General features: G+C 70.5%; 15 protein-coding genes, 1 tRNA gene and 1 pseudogene. 12 read left to right on the top strand and 5 right to left on the bottom strand.

All coding sequences use genetic code 11. The features are described 5' to 3' along the window. Nucleotides 1-56: 56 nt before the first annotated feature. Nucleotides 57-1,631 (bottom strand): metallophosphoesterase family protein, encoded by a 1,575-nt coding sequence (locus ACQEV2_RS20195; RefSeq protein ID WP_433043154.1) that lies wholly within the window; start codon nt 1,629-1,631, stop codon nt 57-59. Nucleotides 1,632-1,716: 85 nt separating this feature from the next. Here ACQEV2_RS20195 and ACQEV2_RS20190 point away from each other — a divergent pair, with 85 nt between their 5' ends. From ACQEV2_RS20190 to ACQEV2_RS20155, 8 genes are all read left to right on the top strand, one after another. After that, complete coding sequence (locus ACQEV2_RS20190) at nt 1,717-2,067, top strand: metallopeptidase family protein (RefSeq protein ID WP_211362888.1); 351 nt, start codon at nt 1,717-1,719, stop codon at nt 2,065-2,067. A gap of 109 nt (nt 2,068-2,176) precedes the next feature. Beyond that, entirely contained in the window at nt 2,177-2,719 is a 543-nt protein-coding gene (locus ACQEV2_RS20185; protein ID WP_433043150.1) for a hypothetical protein, read from the top strand. 253 nt (nt 2,720-2,972) lie between these two features. Next, a complete protein-coding gene (locus ACQEV2_RS20180) occupies nt 2,973-5,126 on the top strand; it encodes a DEAD/DEAH box helicase (protein WP_433043147.1) in 2,154 nt (717 codons plus the stop codon). A gap of 236 nt (nt 5,127-5,362) precedes the next feature. Further along, nucleotides 5,363-7,465: an FG-GAP-like repeat-containing protein gene (locus tag ACQEV2_RS20175; protein WP_433043144.1), complete on the top strand. Its 2,103-nt coding sequence runs from the start codon at nt 5,363-5,365 to the stop codon at nt 7,463-7,465. Between the two features lie 61 nt (nt 7,466-7,526). Next, nucleotides 7,527-9,077 (top strand): amino acid permease, encoded by a 1,551-nt coding sequence (locus ACQEV2_RS20170; RefSeq protein WP_433043141.1) that lies wholly within the window; start codon nt 7,527-7,529, stop codon nt 9,075-9,077. Between the two features lie 76 nt (nt 9,078-9,153). Continuing rightward, nucleotides 9,154-9,226 (top strand) — tRNA-Lys (locus tag ACQEV2_RS20165). Nucleotides 9,227-9,441: 215 nt separating this feature from the next. Continuing rightward, a complete protein-coding gene (locus ACQEV2_RS20160; protein ID WP_433043138.1) occupies nt 9,442-10,038 on the top strand; it encodes a hypothetical protein in 597 nt (198 codons plus the stop codon). Then, nucleotides 10,017-10,232: a hypothetical protein gene (locus ACQEV2_RS20155; protein WP_433043135.1), complete on the top strand. Its 216-nt coding sequence runs from the start codon at nt 10,017-10,019 to the stop codon at nt 10,230-10,232. The genes ACQEV2_RS20160 and ACQEV2_RS20155 overlap by 22 nt, the downstream gene beginning before the upstream one ends. 36 nt (nt 10,233-10,268) lie before the next feature. On the opposite strand, the gene ACQEV2_RS20150 is transcribed toward ACQEV2_RS20155, so the two are convergent. Together ACQEV2_RS20150 and ACQEV2_RS20145 are read right to left on the bottom strand one after the other, a co-directional pair. Continuing rightward, nucleotides 10,269-10,769, bottom strand: coding sequence for a universal stress protein (locus ACQEV2_RS20150; RefSeq protein WP_433043132.1), 501 nt, complete (start codon nt 10,767-10,769; stop codon nt 10,269-10,271). A gap of 4 nt (nt 10,770-10,773) precedes the next feature. Next, on the bottom strand, nt 10,774-12,033 hold the full coding sequence (locus ACQEV2_RS20145) for an SLC13 family permease (protein ID WP_433054607.1): 1,260 nt from the start codon (nt 12,031-12,033) through the stop codon (nt 10,774-10,776). A gap of 192 nt (nt 12,034-12,225) precedes the next feature. Here ACQEV2_RS20145 and ACQEV2_RS20140 point away from each other — a divergent pair, with 192 nt between their 5' ends. Both ACQEV2_RS20140 and ACQEV2_RS20135 read left to right on the top strand, forming a co-directional pair. Beyond that, nucleotides 12,226-13,026: an MBL fold metallo-hydrolase gene (locus ACQEV2_RS20140; RefSeq protein WP_433043129.1), complete on the top strand. Its 801-nt coding sequence runs from the start codon at nt 12,226-12,228 to the stop codon at nt 13,024-13,026. 220 nt (nt 13,027-13,246) lie between these two features. Continuing rightward, a pseudogene (locus ACQEV2_RS20135) lies at nt 13,247-13,894 on the top strand (S8 family serine peptidase); the annotation flags it as partial. Between the two features lie 169 nt (nt 13,895-14,063). Here the strand turns inward: ACQEV2_RS20135 and ACQEV2_RS20130 are convergent. Together ACQEV2_RS20130 and ACQEV2_RS20125 are read right to left on the bottom strand one after the other, a co-directional pair. Then, nucleotides 14,064-14,708 (bottom strand): GTP cyclohydrolase II, encoded by a 645-nt coding sequence (locus ACQEV2_RS20130; protein WP_433043126.1) that lies wholly within the window; start codon nt 14,706-14,708, stop codon nt 14,064-14,066. 152 nt (nt 14,709-14,860) lie between these two features. After that, on the bottom strand, nt 14,861-15,376 hold the full coding sequence (locus ACQEV2_RS20125) for a MarR family winged helix-turn-helix transcriptional regulator (RefSeq protein ID WP_433043123.1): 516 nt from the start codon (nt 15,374-15,376) through the stop codon (nt 14,861-14,863). A 73-nt stretch (nt 15,377-15,449) separates the two neighbouring features. Between ACQEV2_RS20125 and ACQEV2_RS20120 the strand changes: the two genes are divergently transcribed. Together ACQEV2_RS20120 and trmB are read left to right on the top strand one after the other, a co-directional pair. After that, nucleotides 15,450-16,583, top strand: a complete 1,134-nt coding sequence (locus ACQEV2_RS20120; protein WP_433043120.1) for a dihydrofolate reductase family protein — start codon at nt 15,450-15,452, stop codon at nt 16,581-16,583. 80 nt (nt 16,584-16,663) lie between these two features. Further along, nucleotides 16,664-17,515: a tRNA (guanosine(46)-N7)-methyltransferase TrmB gene (gene trmB, locus ACQEV2_RS20115; protein WP_433043117.1), complete on the top strand. Its 852-nt coding sequence runs from the start codon at nt 16,664-16,666 to the stop codon at nt 17,513-17,515. The last annotated feature ends 39 nt before the right edge of the window (nt 17,516-17,554 follow it).

The following is a 17,554-nucleotide window of genomic DNA, read 5'->3' as shown; positions in this document are numbered from 1 at the left end:
AGCGCGTCGGGGACGTGAGAAGCATATGGGATGGCGGGAGGTATCGCCAAAACGGTTTACGGGGAGGGGCTGGGTGAGGGGGACGGGGTCGGGGTCGGGGAGTCCGTCGCGCCCGGTTGGTTCTCCTCCACCAGGTGGCGGCGTACCTCCGCGGTCGTCAGGCCCAGGCCGCCCAGTTCGATCTCGTCCCAGGCCTGGAGGCGGCGGGTGTCGCGGTCGAAGTAGAGGATCGACGTCTGGATGGGGTCGGGGTGTTTGCCTTCCACCGCGCGCAGGCCGCTGCCGCCGGTGGAGCCTTCGATGCGCAGGCGGGTGCCGTAGGGCAGGACCTCCATCTCCTGGTGGTGGACGTGGCCGGCCAGGACCAGGGGGACCTCGCCGTCCGTCTGGCGGGCCGCCACCGGTTCGTGGGCGATGGCGACGTCGACCGGGGACCCCGCGGTCTTCTGGTCGCGCAGGGACGTGGCCAGGCGGGCGCCCGCGAGTTCGTTCGCCGCGTCGCCGCCGGGGGCCTGTGTGCGGTCGGGGGTGAACTGGGGGTCGCCGATGCCGGCGAAGCGCAGGCCCGCGATGGTCTGCGCCTTGCCGTCGTCCAGGACGTGGACGTTCTTGAGGCCTTCCAGGTAGCGCTGGGTCACGCGGGAGTCGTGGTTGCCGCGGACCCAGACGTACGGGGCGCCGAGGTCCTCGATCGGGTCCAGGAAGCCGTTCTCGGCGGCCGTGCCGTGGTCCATGGTGTCGCCGGAGTCGACGATCACGTTGACCTTGTACTGGTCGACGAGCGAGGCGATGATCTTCCAGCTCGCCGGGTTGAGGTGGATGTCGGAGACGTGCAGGACGCGGATCGTCGACGGGTCGGGTGCGTAGGCGGGGAGCGTGGAGGTGGCGTCGTAGAGCTTGGTCACGTTGGTGACCAGGCGGGCCAACTCCTTCTGGTAGACGTCGAATTCGGTGACGATGCTGCGCGCGTTGCCGACCAGGGACGGGGCGGAGGAGAGGAGTCCTGAGAACTTCGGTTCCAGGACCGATTCGGGGTTCCAGGTGGCGAACGCCGTGCCGCCCGACGCCGCCAGGAGGGTGAGGGCGAGGCCGCCGGCGGCGAGGGCGCGGCGGGGGCGGCGGTAGACGGCGAGGCCGAGGGCGGTGGCGCCGGAGACGACGGCCACGCAGGAGCGCAGGGCCAGGTCGCGGGTGCCGTGGGCGACGTCGTGGGCCACCTCGTCCTGGAGGCCGGAGAGGCGTTCGGGGTGGTCGACGAGGGCCTGGGAGCGGTCGGGGTCGAGCTGGTCGACGTTGACGTCCAGGCGGACGGGGGCGACATGGCTGTCCAGTTGGAGGGCGCCGAGGGGGGACACGTTGATCTTCGTGCCGCCGGTGAGGGAGGGGCGCAGGGTCATCGTCGTGTTCATGGGGCCGACGGGGACGCGTACGTTGCCGACGATCAGCAGGCCGAGCCAGGCGCCGAGGAGGACGACGGTGACCAGGCCGAGGGCGCGGCCCCAGGGGTGGGGTTGCGCGACCAGTTCCGGTGTGGGGAGTGGACGGCGGGTGGCGTAGCGGCGGGCGAGGGCGCGCGGGGCCCTGGGGAGGTGACCGAGGACTTTCAGGACTGCGGCGGGGACGCGGGCCATTGGTCCCGTATGCCCAGGGGTGGGGGCGGATATGCGGGGCCGTTGGCGGCTCCTGTACGGCGGTGTCGTACCCGACAATGGGCCTGTGCTGGAGATGACACGCGAGGAGTTCGAGGAACTGGTCGCCGAGGCGCTGGACCGGATTCCGCCGGAGCTGACGCGGCTGATGGACAACGTCGCGGTGTTCGTGGAGGACGAACCGCCCGCGGACGATCCCGAGCTGCTCGGGTTGTACGAGGGGACTCCGCTCACCGATCGCGGGGAGTGGTACGCCGGTGTGCTGCCGGATCGGATCACGATCTACCGAGGGCCGACGCTGCGGATGTGCGAGTCGCGGGAGGAGGTCGTCGAGGAGACCGAGGTGACGGTGGTGCATGAGATCGCGCATCACTTCGGGATCGACGACGCGCGGCTGCATGCGCTCGGGTATGGGTGACCGGCGCTCAGAGGAGCCTGTGAACCTGTGAATGCGGGGCGCGTGTCCTCTTGTGGGCGGCGGGAGTTGGGCAGGTTGACTTCTTCGCCCGCCCTTGGAGGTGGCTCCCGTGCGCCCCTTGTACGTACCCGTCCGTCTGGCCGTCACGGTCATGGCCGTCGCCGCTGCCGCCGGCTGCATGAGCGTGGGTGACGACGGCTCAGGCGGGGGTGCGAAGCCGTCGCACTCGGCCGGGCAGCGGGGCGGTGAGGCGCCCGACGGGGGGTCGGCCGTGTCGGGTGGTGGCTCCGGGGTGGGGGCTCATGCGGAGGGCGGGAAGCGTGAGGGCAAGGGGAAGGGTGGCAAGGGCAAGAAGGCGAAGGGTGCCGGGGAGTCCGCGTCTGCTTCGGCTTCGCCGTCCGCGGACGTGAGCGCGTCCGCTCCTGCGGGGGGCAAGCCGGCGCGGCCGGGGGCGACGGAGAAGCCGGGGCCCACCCGTACGGCGGAGCCGACACCCACCCGGACGCCGGATCCGGAGCCGACACCGACCGAGCAGCCGACGTCTGCCTCGCCGACGCCCACGCAGGCCGAGCCGTCGTCGTCGGCGCACGAGCAGACGGGGCCGCAGCTGGGGCGGCGGGAGCCGGCGCCGGCCGCGGGGGCGCCGGTGTGAGGGAGGGCCCGGTGGGGGTGCCGCGGCGGTGGCACGTGACGTTGCCTACACCGGCGGCACTCGGTTTGCCTTGGGGGGTTGGGGGTGCGTATGGTGGTAGATCGTTTGATCCCATTTGCCCGGCGCCACTGCAGAGCGCGCCGTGTGGCGCGTACTCTCCCTTGCCGTGGCGGACCGCATTGAGGCGGTCGTATTGCGAATCACGGAGTTGACGGGCGCGTGCCGACGAGACTCCGGAAGGTTTCGCATACGCATGTCCATTTCCAGTACTGATCACGTCGTCGTGCCCGAGAACGGCGAGAACGACGAGGCGACCGAGACCCCCGAGGTCACCTTCGCCGACCTCGGTCTCCCCGAGGGCGTCGTGCGCAAGCTCGCGCAGAACGGCGTGACCACCCCCTTCCCGATCCAGGCCGCGACCATCCCGGACGCCCTGGCCGGCAAGGACATCCTGGGCCGCGGCCGTACCGGCTCCGGCAAGACCCTGTCGTTCGGTCTGCCGACGCTGGCCCGCCTCTCCGGCGGCCGTACCGAGAAGCACAAGCCGCGTGCCGTCATCCTCACCCCGACCCGTGAGCTCGCGATGCAGGTCGCGGACGCGCTCCAGCCCTACGGCGACCAGCTCGGCCTGAAGATGAAGGTCGTCTGCGGCGGTACGTCCATGGGCAACCAGATCTACGCCCTGGAGCGGGGTGTGGATGTGCTGGTCGCCACTCCGGGCCGTCTCCGCGACATCATCAACCGCGGTGCCTGCTCCCTGGAGGACGTCGAGGTCGCCGTCCTCGACGAGGCCGACCAGATGTCCGACCTGGGCTTCCTGCCCGAGGTCACCGAGCTGCTGGACCAGGTCCCGGCGGGCGGTCAGCGGATGCTCTTCTCCGCGACGATGGAGAACGAGATCAAGACTCTCGTCGACCGGTACCTGAGCGACCCGGTCCTGCACGAGGTCGACGCGGCGCAGGGCGCGGTGACGACCATGTCGCACCACATCCTGATCGTGAAGCCCAAGGACAAGGCGCCGGTCACCGCCGCGATCGCCTCCCGCAAGGGCCGCACCATCATCTTCGTCCGCACCCAGCTGGGCGCCGACCGTGTCGCCGAGCAGCTGCGCGACGCCGGTGTGAAGGCCGACGCCCTGCACGGCGGCATGACGCAGGGCGCGCGGACGCGGACGCTGGCCGACTTCAAGGACGGGTACGTCAATGTGCTCGTCGCGACGGATGTCGCCGCGCGCGGTATTCACGTCGACGGCATCGACCTCGTGCTGAACGTCGACCCGGCCGGTGACCACAAGGACTACCTGCACCGGGCCGGCCGTACGGCGCGTGCGGGCCGTACGGGAACCGTGGTCTCCCTCTCGCTGCCGCACCAGCGCCGCCAGATCTTCCGGCTGATGGAGGACGCGGGCGTCGACGCCTCGCGCCACATCATCCAGGGCGGTGCCGCCTTTGACCCGGAGGTCGCCGAGATCACCGGCGCCCGTTCGATGACCGAGGTGCAGGCCGAGTCGGCGGGCAACGCCGCCCAGCAGGCCGAGCGCGAGGTGGCCCACCTCACCAAGCAGCTGGAGCGGGCGCAGCGGCGTGCGGCCGAGCTGCGCGAGGAGGCCGACCGGCTCGTCGCCCGCGTGGCGCGTGAGCGGGGCGAGGACCCCGAGGCCGCGGTGGCCGAGGCGCAGGCGGCCGCGGTGGCCGAGACCGCCGAGGTGGCCGTGCCCGAGCAGCCGGTGGCGCAGGATGTCGACAAGACGGAGGCTCCGGCGTACGAGCGTCGCGAGCGTCGGGACAACGACCGTGGTGGCTTCCGCCGGGACGACCGTCGGGATGACCGCCGGGATGACCGGGGTGGGCGTTCCTTCGAGCGTCGGGACGGCGACCGCGGTGGGTTCAGCCGTGACCGTGGGGACCGTGGGTTCGAGCGTCGGGACAACGACCGTGGCGGTTTCCGCCGGGACGATCGCCGCGATGACCGCCGGGATGACCGGGGTGGGCGTTCCTTCGAGCGTCGGGACGGCGACCGCGGTGGGTTCAGCCGTGACCGTGGCGACCGTGGGTTCGAGCGTCGCGACAACGACCGTGGCGGCTTCCGCCGGGACGACCGCCGCGACGACCGCGGTGGGCGTTCCTTCGACCGTGACCGTGGTGGCCGTTCCTTCGAGCGCCGTGACGACCGTGGCGGGTTCCGCCGTGACGACCGTCCGGCCGGACGGTCCTTCGAGCGCCGGGACGAGCGCGGCGGTCACCGTGGCAGCGACCGTCCCTTCAACCGCGACCGCCGCGACGACCGCCCGGGCTTCCGCTCCGGCGGGCACGAGCGCCCCTACGGCCGTCGTGACGACCACCGTGGTGGCACCTCCGGCTCCTTCGGGCGCCGTGAGGACAAGCCGCGCTGGAAGCGCAACGGCTGACGCCCACTGAGCTGAGAAGGGCCCGCACGATTTCCCTCGTGCGGGCCCTTCCGGCGTTTGTGGGGTCGGTGCGGGACACGGCGCGGCAACGGCTTTCTCTCCTGCCCTCAATCCACTACCGGAACCTGTGTGACGGTTGTTAGCATCCGTTGCCTTTGACTCGCATGGGAGAGCACGGCCGGGGGGTCCGACACGGTCGCCACCATGCCTTTCTCACTTTCCCTGGGGAGGGACCCTTGACCCGGCATGCCCGGATCGCACTGACTTTGGCGAGCCTTGCCGCCCTGGGTGCCGGCTCGCTGACAGCGGCCGTCCCGGCTGCTGCGGAGACCGCGCCGACGCCCGTCCAGACGGACGGCGTGTGGGGGATCGACTACGCGGGCGGCTTTCTGAGCACCGTCGAGTACCGCCCGAACGGTTACCAGTACGTGGTCGGCCGGGAGATCTCGGCCGACGGATCCACGGTGCTGTCGCAGACCACCCGCGGGTTCGCCGGCAGCTCCGCGGACGGTACGCACGTCCAGCGGGTGCCGTGCGACGCCGGGGGCTGCGTCCCGCTGCGGTCCACCGGCAATCAGAACGTCGGCTACTTCCAGGTCGACGAGTACGACAAAGAACGCTTGCAGATCCATACCTCGCCGAACGCGTACCACGGGACCGAACCGGCCGTGACCGGTGGCCGGTTCGTGGACACCACCGGCCGCTACTACGTCTACAACGCGGCTTCGACCGGGAAGCAGTACGTCGACTCCGTCCAGAAGTACCTCGTGCACGAGGTCCGGCTGACCCGATCCATCACGGCCGCCTCCGTGTGGGGCTCGGCGCTGTGGACGCCGGGGTCCGGCGCCGGCGCCGTCACCGCCTACGACCTGGAGCAGAAGAAGACCGTAGGGACGTACGCCACGGGCGCGCCCTGCACGGTCAAGGAGCTTCAGGTGGTGGGCCGTTGGGTCTACTGGAACTGCGGAAGCACGGGCGCGGCGGGGGTCTACGACCGTACGGCGAAGAAGAACATCACCGTGCCGTCCGGCCCCGCGCTCGTCGGCGACGGTTATCTGGTCCGGCACGACCGCGCGGCCGGGAAGCTGATGCTCACCGACTTCCACACCGGTACGGCCGCGGCCGCGCGCGAGATCGCCGACCTGCCCGCCGGGAACACCGCCGACCAGCGGCGGCTGACCTGGTCGGTGGACAAGTTCGGCGGGGACATCGCGTATGTCGGCCCGGACAAGGCGATCCGTGTGGTGCAGAGCGGGGTGCCGTCGCAGCGGCTGACGAAGATCGAGTCCGAGCTGGGTGGCGACCACGTGGACGCCAAGGACTACTACTGGAACAGCACCTGGCAGCTCAACAAGCCTGCCTCCTGGACCTTCACGGTGAAGGACTCCCGCGGGCGGGTCGTGCACACCGAGTCCGGCTCCGGCACCGCCGTCGACGCCGGCTGGGGTGGGATGACGGACGCGGGGACGTACGCGTACAACGGGCGCTACACCTGGACGCTGAGCGCCAAGGCGGCCGAGGGCACCGACACGTACTCCACCAGCGGTTCCTTCGGGCTCAGCGGTGGTCTGCAGGGCCACCACGACCAGGGCGGCCACAGCTACGGCGAACTGGTCACCCTCAACTCCTCGGGTGGCCTGACGCTGCACTACACCGAGGGCAAGGGCGCGTTCAACTGGAAGCAGTCCGCCTCCGGCTGGCCCGCCGGAACGGTCGCCGTCCCCTTCGGCGACATGGGCAAGGACCGTTGCGCGGAGATGCTGGTCCGCATGCCGAACGGCGAGCTGCGACGGTACGCGGGCAAGTGCGGGACGTCGTACACCCCGTCGAGCAGCCACACCTCGCTCGGCACCGGCTGGAACGCGTACAACGTTCTGACCGCGCCCGGCGACCTGACCGGTGACGGCCGGGTCGACCTGCTCGCCCGCAAGGCGTCCACGGGTGACATCTACCTGTTCGCCAACGACGGCGCCGGGAAGCTGAAGGCGGGGGTCAAGATCCGTTCGGCGTGGACCGGTTACACGAAGATCGTGGGCGTGGGGGACTTCACGGGCGACGGCTTCGGGGATGTCCTCGCGCGGGACAAGGCCGGAACGCTGTGGCGCTACGACGGTGCCGGGAACGGGTTGCTGAAGGAACGGGTGGAGCTCGTCGCGAACTGGGGCGGGTCGTACAACGCGATCGTCGGTGTCGGGGACATCACGGGGGACGGGAAGAACGACCTGGTCGCGCGGGACACCGCGGGCAACCTGTACCGCAACCCCGGCACCGGGAACGGGACTTTCGGGCCCCGAGTGAAGATCGCGAGCGGCTGGCAGGGCTACAAGGGCGTCTTTTAGCCGAGCTTTTTAGCCATGCTGTGACGCATGTCACGCCCCCGGCGAGGGAATCGCTGGGGGCATGACAGATGACGACATAGCGAGTGGGCGGTCCTCCGGGAAACTCTCCGACGAAGAACGGCTTGCCCAACTCGGCTACACGCAGGTTCTCGCCCGCCGCATGTCGGCGTTCTCCAATTACGCGGTCTCCTTTACGATCATCTCGGTCCTGTCGGGCTGCCTGACCCTTTACCTGTTCGGCATGAACACGGGCGGCCCGGCCGTGATCACCTGGGGCTGGGTCGTCGTAGGCCTGATGACCCTCTTCGTCGGCCTGTCCATGGCCGAGATCTGTTCGGCGTACCCGACGTCGGCGGGCTTGTACTTCTGGGCGCACCGGCTCGCGCCGCCCCGGACGGCGGCCGCATGGGCGTGGTTCACGGGGTGGTTCAACGTGCTGGGCCAGGTGGCGGTGACCGCCGGCATCGACTTCGGGGCCGCGTCCTTCCTGGGCGCGTATCTCAACCTGCAGTTCGGCTTCGAGGTGACGCCGGGCCGGACGATCCTGCTCTTCGCGGGAATCCTGCTGCTGCACGGCCTGCTGAACACCTTCGGCGTCCGGATCGTGGCGCTGCTCAACAGCATCAGCGTGTGGTGGCACGTGCTGGGCGTCGCGGTGATCGTCGGCGCGCTGGCCTTCGTACCGGACAAGCACCAGTCGGCGTCCTTCGTGTTCGGCGAGTTCGTGAACAACACGGGCTGGGGAAGCGGCATGTATGTGGTGTTGCTGGGCCTCCTGATGGCCCAGTACACGTTCACCGGGTACGACGCCTCCGCCCACATGACGGAGGAGACGCACGACGCGTCCACGGCGGGCCCGAAGGGCATCGTGCGGTCGATCTGGACGTCGTGGATCGCGGGATTCGTGCTCCTGCTGGGCTTCACCTTCGCGATCCAGTCGTACCAGGGCGCGTTGGCGTCCCCGACGGGCGCGCCGCCCGCGCAGATCCTGCTCGACGCGCTGGGGGCGACGGCCGGCAAGCTGCTCCTGCTCGTCGTCATCGGGGCGCAGCTGTTCTGCGGGATGGCGTCGGTGACCGCCAACAGCCGTATGATCTACGCCTTTTCGCGCGACGGCGCCCTGCCCTTCTCCCGCGTCTGGCACACGGTCAGCCCCCGCACCCGCACGCCGGTCGCGGCGGTGTGGCTGGCGGCGGGCGGGGCGCTGGTCCTCGGTCTGCCGTACCTGATCAATGTGACGGCGTACGCGGCGGTGACCTCGATCGCGGTCATCGGCCTCTACATCGCGTACGTCATCCCGACGCTGCTGCGGCTGCGCAAGGGCGACGCCTTCGAGCGGGGCCCCTGGCATCTCGGCCGCTGGTCGGGGCCCGTGGGTGTGGTGGCGGTGGCGTGGGTCGGCGTGATCACGGTGCTGTTCATGCTGCCGCAGGTCTCGCCGGTCACCTGGGAGACCTTCAACTACGCCCCCGTCGCCGTCCTGGCCGTCCTCGGCTTCGCCACGACCTGGTGGCTGGCCTCGGCCCGGCACTGGTTCCTCGACCCCGAGCACGAGCGGACGATCGCGCGGGAGGCGGGGCGGGTGGGGGCGCCCGAGCCGGTGGATCCGTAGCCGACGCGGCCGTGTCCCCGATACCCGATCGGAGACACGGCCAGGTGCGGCTATGCTCGGGGTGGCAACATCGCCTGGGCCCTTAGCTCAATTGGCAGAGCAGTGGACTTTTAATCCATTGGTTGTGGGTTCGAGTCCCACAGGGCCTACCGAGAGCCCCGGTGTCAGAGCCTCTCTGGCACCGGGGCTTCCTGCGTCCCGCCGAGGGTTTCTCCGCGGCGAGCGCTCGCGTCCCTGATGTCCGGTCTGTGGGATTACATCCGCTCCACCTGGGTTTCGCCAGTTCGCCCGATTCCATGAAGTCGGCCTCGGTAAGGAGTCGTTAAGGAAGCCGCCACATGTGCAAATTCGCCATTGTGTATGAATGTCCCCGCTGGTAGCGTCCCCGCTGGTAATGATCAAGCAATTGCCTGACCAGCAATTGCGGAATGCATGGGGGAATGACTTCGTGGGTATGCGAAGCAAGGGAATTTCCACTGCGATCGCTTTTGCCATGACCGGCGCAATGTGTGGCGTCGGTGCGAACGCGGCGTATGCGGCTTCTGTGGGACGTGACAGGGCCGCACCGGTCGCGCAGGCGGCAACGGCAGAGCAAGTCCGCGCCGGCGCTGATGAGATCTGTACCGTCCTGGGTATCGGCAGTGGTGCGGCTGGGCTTTCCAAGGCGCTGGCCAAGGGAGCTTCCTGGGTGGGTATCGGTGCCAGTATCGGCTGTTACCTGTACTCGCAGGCGAAGAACGCGACACCTGCGGAAAAGCGCGCCGCCATGATCAAGTCCTACAAGAAGTACCAGGCCATGAGTGATCTCAAGAAGCTCGATGCGCTCGGTTATTACTGCCGGAAAAAGGACAGTGGTGGCGGTGGCGGCGGTACGGATTTCGTCCCTCTGAACACCAGGATCGGTTGGACGGACATCAAGATGAAGGGTGTGACGTACACATGCACAGCCGCCAGGGACTGACCGGGCGCCGCGGCCTGGGCTATGGGGAGCGGCTGTCATTCTCCATCGCGCTGGTCGTGGTGAGCCTGTTGTGGATCACGCAGGACATGGCCCTTTGGGCAACCGTGCTGTGCGGGGTCGGCGCGGTGGGGGGAACGCTGGGAGTGCTCTACTTCGGGTGGCGCTACCTTCGCGCACGCACAGATGCGCAATGAGGTTCTCCTGACTCCGAGTTGACCGGTAGGGCCTCCTCAGTCGTGGTGTGGAGGATGCCGCGGCGGTGGCGGCATGGTGGACAGGTCGGGGGCCGGTTCTGGCCAGATCAGCAGGGTGGGGCAGGGGGCGTGGTCGACGACGAAGCGGCCGGCGGGGCCGAGGCTGCGTGGGCCCAGATGGGTGCGGTCGCCGTCGCGGGCCAGGATGAGCAGGTCGGCCCCCTCCGCCGCGGCGACGACCTCGTGCTCGATACGGCCGGTGCGCCGGCTGCGGGTGCAGGGCCGGCCCAGGCGGTCGGCGGCGGTCTGGAGGAGCTGCCCGGCGGAGGTGGCGGCCAGGTGTGCCAGGCGGGTGCCGGGATCTCGGTCGGGACGGCCGCGGCCGAGCAGCCCGGCGAAGGCGCCGTGCGCCGCACCCGGGACATCCGCCGGGGTGACGTGCAGCAGGACGATGTCGGCGTCCGCCGGGGCGTGCGCACGGGCGGCGTCCACGCAGGCGGGCCAGGTGCCCTCGACGATCCAGACGACCACGGCCATGGGGTCAGCCTCCTCCGATGGCGGCCAGTGAAGCCCACAGTGCCAGTACGGAGGCGCCCAGACTTGCCGGTACGGCATACACACCGAGACGGGTGAACTCCCTCAGTTCCACCTCGCCTTCGTGGGCGTGCACGATGCGCCGCCACAGCAGGGTGGCCAGTGAGCCGGCGTAGGTGAGGTTGGGGCCGATGTTCACGCCGAGCAGCACGGCGAGGACGGCGCCCGGCCCGGCCGGGGCGGTCAGCGGCAGCAGAACCAGTACCGCCGGCAGGTTGTTGATCACGTTGGCGAGGACCGCGGCCAGCGCGGCGATGCCGAGCAGGGCGGGCAACCCGGTGCCGCCGGGGATCAGATGGCCGAGCGCCGAGTCGAGACCGTTGTCGACGACCGCCCGTACCACGATGCCCAGGGCCAGGACGAAGGCGAGAAACGGCACCGAGGCCGCGCCGAGCAGCGCCTTCGGGGTCGTACGACGCCGCAGGAGGGCCCGGGCGGCGAGGGTCAGCGCGCCCGCCAGAGCCGCCCACGCCGGATCGGTCCCGAGCGCGGACGTCAGCAGGAACCCGGCCAGCGTGCACGCCACGGTCACCAGGGCGAACACGGGCAGTTCGGCCGGCTCGGTGACCGAAGGGGCCCGCGCGCCCGCGTCCAGGTCCGTGGCGAAGAACTTGCGGAAGACCACGTACTCGACGGCGATCGCCGCCAGCCAGGGCAACGCCATCAGCGCGGCGAACCGGGTGAAGCTCAGCCCGCTGGCCGCGAACGCCAGCAGGTTGGTCAGGTTGGACACCGGCAGCAGCAGCGAGGCCGTGTTCGACAGGTGGGTGCAGGCGTAGACGTGCGGCTTGGGACGGGCGCCCAGCCGGGCGGCGGTGGCGAACACCACCGGGGTGAGCAGCACCACCGTGGCGTCCAGGCTGAGCACCGCCGTGATCGCCGACGCGGCCAGGAACACCTGAACCAGCAGCCTGCGCGGCCGGCCGGACGCCGTACGCGCCATCCACGCCCCGCACGCGCGGAACAGCCCTTCGTCGTCGCAGAGTTGGGCGAGCACCAGTACGGCCGCCAGGAATCCGATCACCGGGCCGAGCTGTTCGGCCTCGGCCCGCGCGTCGTCCAGGGAGACGGCCCCCACGGCGACCACGAGCACGGCGGCCGGAACGGCGACCACCGCCTCCGGCAGGCCGAAGGGCCGGACGACGGCGCAGACCAGCACCAGGACGAGCAGAGCCGCGGACAGGGTCTCCGCGAGCGGGGTGTTCAGGGTCGTTCCTTCCGTGCAGTGGCGGACGGGCCGCCCTTCCGTGCGGCGGCGGACGGGTCGCCGGTGAATCTCGGCGAACGGTACCTCCGCAGAGTAAGGAGGCGGCATCTCACGTTTGGGGTTGCGTCCATCCGTGAGGCACGCTTAGCTGTGCCTCACGGATACGCCCCTACTCAACCGTGAGGTCCGACGATGGCCGCCACCCGCACCACCACTACCGAACACGTCCCCGCCCCCGCCCCCGTCCCCGTCCGCGTCTTCGGCGGCCCCACCGCCCTCATCGAGTACGGCGGCCTGCGACTCCTCACCGACCCCACCTTCGACGCCCCCGGCCACTACCCCCTGGGCGGCGGCCGTGCGCTGACCAAGACCGCCGCCGCCTCCGTCTCGCCCGCCGAACTCGGCCGGATCGACGTCGTGTTGCTCTCGCACGACGAGCACCCCGACAACCTGGACGTCTCCGGCCGCGCGCTGCTCGCCGACGTGCCGCTCACCCTCACCACGCCCAGTGGCGCGGGGCGGCTGGGCGGTACCGCTCAAGGGCTGGCGGACTGGGAGTCCGCGAAGGTGGACCGGCCCGGTGGAGGTGCGATCACGGTGACCGGGGTGCCCGCGCTGCACGGACCGGGGGAGCGCGAGGAGCTCGAAGCCGTCGTCGGTCAGGTCGTCGGCTTCGTGCTGACCGGTGAGGGGCTGCCCACGGTGTACGTCAGCGGCGACAACGCCCAGCTCGGGCCGGTCGAGGAGATCGCCGAGCGGTTCGGGCCGGTCGACACCGCCGTCCTCTTCGCCGGTGCCGCGCGCACGGCCGTCCTCGACCGCCGGTTGCTCACCCTCGACAGCGCCCGGGCCGTGGAGGCCGCCCGGATCCTCGGGGCGCGGCGTGTCGTTCCCGTCCACTTCGACAGTTGGGCCCACTTCACCGAGGGGCGGGAGGAGTTGGTGGCCGCGTTCACCGCGGCGGGGCTTGCCGACCGGCTTCAGCTGGGCTGATCGGCCGTGACCACCGTATGTCACAGCCTGGCCCGATAAGTCCCCAGTGACGCATGGCGGGTTTCCGCCAGTCCGTGATCTTCCCTCCGTGAACTATCAACGGAAATCGGTCCCTTGAGGAAAGCTGGGCGATCATCCGGGATCACATTCCGGACCGCGGCGGTCGAAGGTGCTCGATCCGGCCGCCGATGCCTACGTTCCTTCAGCACCAGGGATCACCATGCCCCCCACCCCCCACCCGGCCCCGATACCTGGCGCGCGACGCGTCGCCCGGATCGCCGTGGCCGCGGGCCTCGTCGCCGCGCTCTCCGCGGCCGGGCCCCTCCCCCTCGTCCTCGCCGCGGACGGCTCCACCGCCACCGCGGCCGACCCCGGCGTCAAGTCCGCCCACGACAAGCTCGGTTCGGACGACGCCGACCTCCTCGCCCAGGCCAAGGCACAGCGCGACAAGACCGTCACGATGATGATCGCCACGGCGCCCGGGCAGACCGAGAAGGTCGCCCGCGAGCTGGACGCCGTCAAGGGCGGCTCCGTGGGCCGCACGTACGACAAGCTCGGCTACGTACGCGCCACCGTGCCGACCGGCAAGGCGGACTCGGCCATCGCCGCCGCCGCGAAGCTCTCCTCCGTGCGCGCCATCGACCTGCGCGACGAGATACCCCTGGAGGAGCCGAACCTCGAAAGCGGCAGCAAGTCGAGTGCCTCCACGGCCACTTACCCCGGCCCGGACGAGAACACCCCCGCGAAGAACCCGTACAACCCGTCCTTCGAGACGGGCGCCGTCGACTTCGTGAAGAAGAACCCGAAGGCCGACGGGCGCGGCGTCACCATCGGCGTCCTCGACACCGGTGTCGACCTCGCCGGCCCGGTCACGGTCGACGAGGCTCCGGTGAAGCTCGGCACGGGCGACTCGGCGAACACGACCGCGGGTGTGGGCGGGGTGACGATCGAGAAGGTCACGCCGTAGTCGACGTACACATGGCTGTGGGGCGGGCGTCCGGTGCCGGGCGCCCGCCCCTGTGCTGTGCCTGGGCGCTTCAGCCCACGTTGAGCCCCGCCAGATCCCCCAGCGGCAGCGTGTGCTGGGTCTGCAGGACCTTCGCGCGCAGGTAGCGGACGTTGTCCGGGGTGGCGAAGACGCCGGTGGGGACGCGGTCGCGGACCTCGATGCCGAGGGTGCGCAGCTGGTCGGCCTTGTCGGGGTTGTTGGAGAGCAGGTCCAGTTCGCCGATGCCGAGGGCGGTGAGCATCTGGGCGGCCGCCGTGTAGTCGCGGGCGTCCTCGGGGAGGCCGAGGGCGGCGTTCGCGGCGTAGGTGTCGAGGCCCTGGTCCTGGAGGGCGTACGCGTCGAGCTTGTTGTAGAGGCCGATGCCGCGGCCCTCCTGGCGCAGGTACAGCAGCACGCCGCCGCGCTCGGCGATGCGCTCGACGGCCTCGCGCAGCTGGGGGCCGCAGTCGCAGCGGGCCGAGCCGAAGACATCGCCGGTCAGGCACTCGGAGTGCAGGCGGACCAGGGGGGTGGTGCCGGGGGCCGGGTCGCCGAGGACGACGGCCACGTGTTCCTGGCCGTCGGCGAGTCCGTGGAAGGTGACCAGTTCGGCGTCGGCACGGTAGCCGTCGTGGAAGCGCAGCGGGACCCGGACGCGGGCGCGCTGGGTGGCGGCGGCGGTGAAGTCGGGCATGCGGGTTCTCCGGGTTCCGTCCGTGGGCCTGCTGCTTCAGATTTGAAGCAGCTCCTCGATCCAGGACCCTACCCCATGCTTTAAATTTGAAGCAACAGGTTTGTCGCGCGCGTCACGTACTGGACATGTGCGTCACGTGCCGGACATGTGCGTCACGAACAGGACTTGGCGGAACGCCGCCGCCACGGCACCTCATCCGGGGTGGCGTGCGCGCTGTCCCCCTGGAACCCTTCGCCGATCGCCGTGAAGATCTCCTCCAGCTGTCCGACCTGCTCCGGGGTCAGCCGGTCGAAGAGCAGCGACCGTACGGTCTCGACATGCCCCGGGGCCGCGTTCTCCAGGACCCGCATGCCCTCGTCCGTGAGGGTCGCGATGCTGCCCCGCTTGTCCCAGCGGCAGTCCTCGCGCCGCACCAGACCGTCCTTCTCCAGGCGGGAGACGGCATAGGTGAGCCGGCTGCGGGTGATCTTCAGCCCTTCCGCCAGGTCGGTCATGCGCAACCGGCGTTCCGGTACCTCGGACAAGGTGGCGAGGATGGAGTAATACAGGTGGGGCATGCCGGCTTCCTGCTGGAGCTGCCGGTCCAGCGCGTCCTCCACGAGCGCGGCGGCGGCGATGTACGCGCGCCAGGCGCGCTGCTCCTCAGGAGTGAGCCAGCGAGTCGTCATGCGACCAGTGTAGGTTTGTTTCAAACTTGAACCAAGCCCGAGATTCCGCGAAGCCGAGCCGGAGAGCGCGCCGATGCCGTCGTACCCCTACGTCCTGCTGTCCGCCGCCGTCTCCCTGGACGGCTACCTCGACGACACCACCCCCGAGCGGCTGCTGCTGTCCAGCCCGGCCGACTTCGACCGGGTCGACGAGGTACGGGCGTCCGTGGACGCGATCCTCATCGGCGCCGGCACGATCCGGGCCGACAACCCGCGGCTGCTGGTGAACTCCGCCGAGCGGCGGGCGGCGCGGGTCGCGGCGGGGAAGCCGGAGTATCCGCTGAAGGTCACGGTCAGCGCGTCCGGCGAGCTGGACCCGGCGGCGAACTTCTGGCACACCGGCGGCGAGAAGATCGTCTATACGACGGAGAAGGGCGCGGAGCGGCTGCGGCGGACGCCGGTCGCGGCGGACGTGGTCGCGCTGGGCGCGGAGCTGGAGTGGCGGGGGCTGCTGGAGCATCTGCGCGAGGTGCGCGGTGTCGAGCGGCTGATGGTCGAGGGCGGCGGCACGATCCACACACAGCTGCTCCAGCAGGGGCTGGCGGACGAGCTGCAGCTGGTGCTGGCACCGCTGTTCGTGGGGGACCCGGACGCGCCGCGGCTGTTCGGGCCGGGCGGCTATCAGGGCGGACGGCTGCGCCTGCTGGAGACGCGGCGGATCGAGGACGTCGTGCTGATGCGCTACGAGCCGACGGCGCCGGGCGTCGGTGTCCTGCCCGCCGCGGCCGACCGGCACTGGCTGGCGTTGGCGTGCGAACTCGCTGCGCAGTGTCCGCCGTCGGCCACGGCGTTCAGTGTGGGGGCGGTGGTCGTGGCCGCCGACGGGACCGAGCTGGCGCGGGGGCACTCCCGGGAAGGGGGCGATCCCGTGGTGCACGCCGAGGAGGCGGCGCTGGCGAAGATCGCGCCGGGGGACCCGAGGCTGGCGTCCGCGACGGTGTACAGCAGCCTGGAGCCGTGCACGCGGCGCGCGTCCCGGCCTGTGCCGTGTGCGCGGTTGATCCTGCGGGCGGGGGTGCGGCGGGTGGTGACGGCCTGGCGGGAGCCGGACACGTTTGTGGCCGGGGCCGATGGGAGCGGGGTGCTGGCGGGGGAGGGGGTGGACGTCCTGGTCGTGCCGGAGTACGAGGAGCGGGCGAAGGCTCCCAACGGTCATCTGCTGGCCTGAGAGGTGGTGCGGCCTCGTCCTCCGAGGCCGGTTCAGGCTGAAGATGGTGGTGTCACCGGCGCCGTAAAATCGATCCCACTGTGTCTGATTCCCTCAACATTCCCGAAGCCGGCTCCCCCGGCACCCCCGCGCAGCGCGGCGTCTCCGGCGAGCATGCCCCGCACTTCCCGGGTGTCTCCGTTCGGCACACCCGGGCCAAGGGCGAGCCCCGGTTCCCGGACGGGCCCAAGGCCGATCCTGCCGGGTCGCACTTCGAGCGGCGGATCCGGAGTTTCCAGCCGCGGCGGAGCAGGGTGACCGCGGGGCAGGCGGATGCGCTGCAGCGGCTGTGGCCCAAGTGGGGGCTGGACATCGACGGGCAGCGCGTCGTCGACCTCGGGGAGATGTTCGGGAACGGGAACCCGGTCGTTCTGGAGATCGGCTTCGGGATGGGGGAGGCCACGGCCCAGATGGCCGCCGCCGATCCCGGCACCAACATCCTCGCCGTCGACGTACATACCCCCGGCCAGGGCAATCTGCTGGGCCTCGCCGACCGGAACGGGCTCACCAACCTACGCGTCGGCAACGGCGACGCCATCATCCTGCTCCGCGAGATGCTCGCCCCGGACTCGCTCGACGGGCTGCGTGTCTACTTCCCCGACCCCTGGCCCAAGAAGCGGCACCACAAGCGGCGCCTCATCCAGCCCGAGTTCCTCAGCCTTGCCGCGACCCGGCTGAAGCCCGGCGCCCTCGTGCACTGCGCCACCGACTGGGAGCCGTACGCCGAACAGATGCTCGAAGTGCTGACCGCGCACCCCGACTTCGAGAACACCCAGGCCGACGGCGGGTTCGCGCCGCGTCCTCAGTTCCGGCCGCTGACCCGTTTCGAGGGGCAGGGACTGGACAAGGGTCATGTGGTGAACGACCTGCTCTTCCGCCGCGTACAGCGGTAGGAGCAGCGGGAAGAACAGCACCTACGAGAGCACAGACAA

Source organism: Streptomyces sp. CA-251387 (genome assembly GCF_050936625.1).
GTDB lineage: Bacteria > Actinomycetota > Actinomycetes > Streptomycetales > Streptomycetaceae > Streptomyces.
This window is presented reverse-complemented; position numbering and strand designations above follow the sequence as displayed.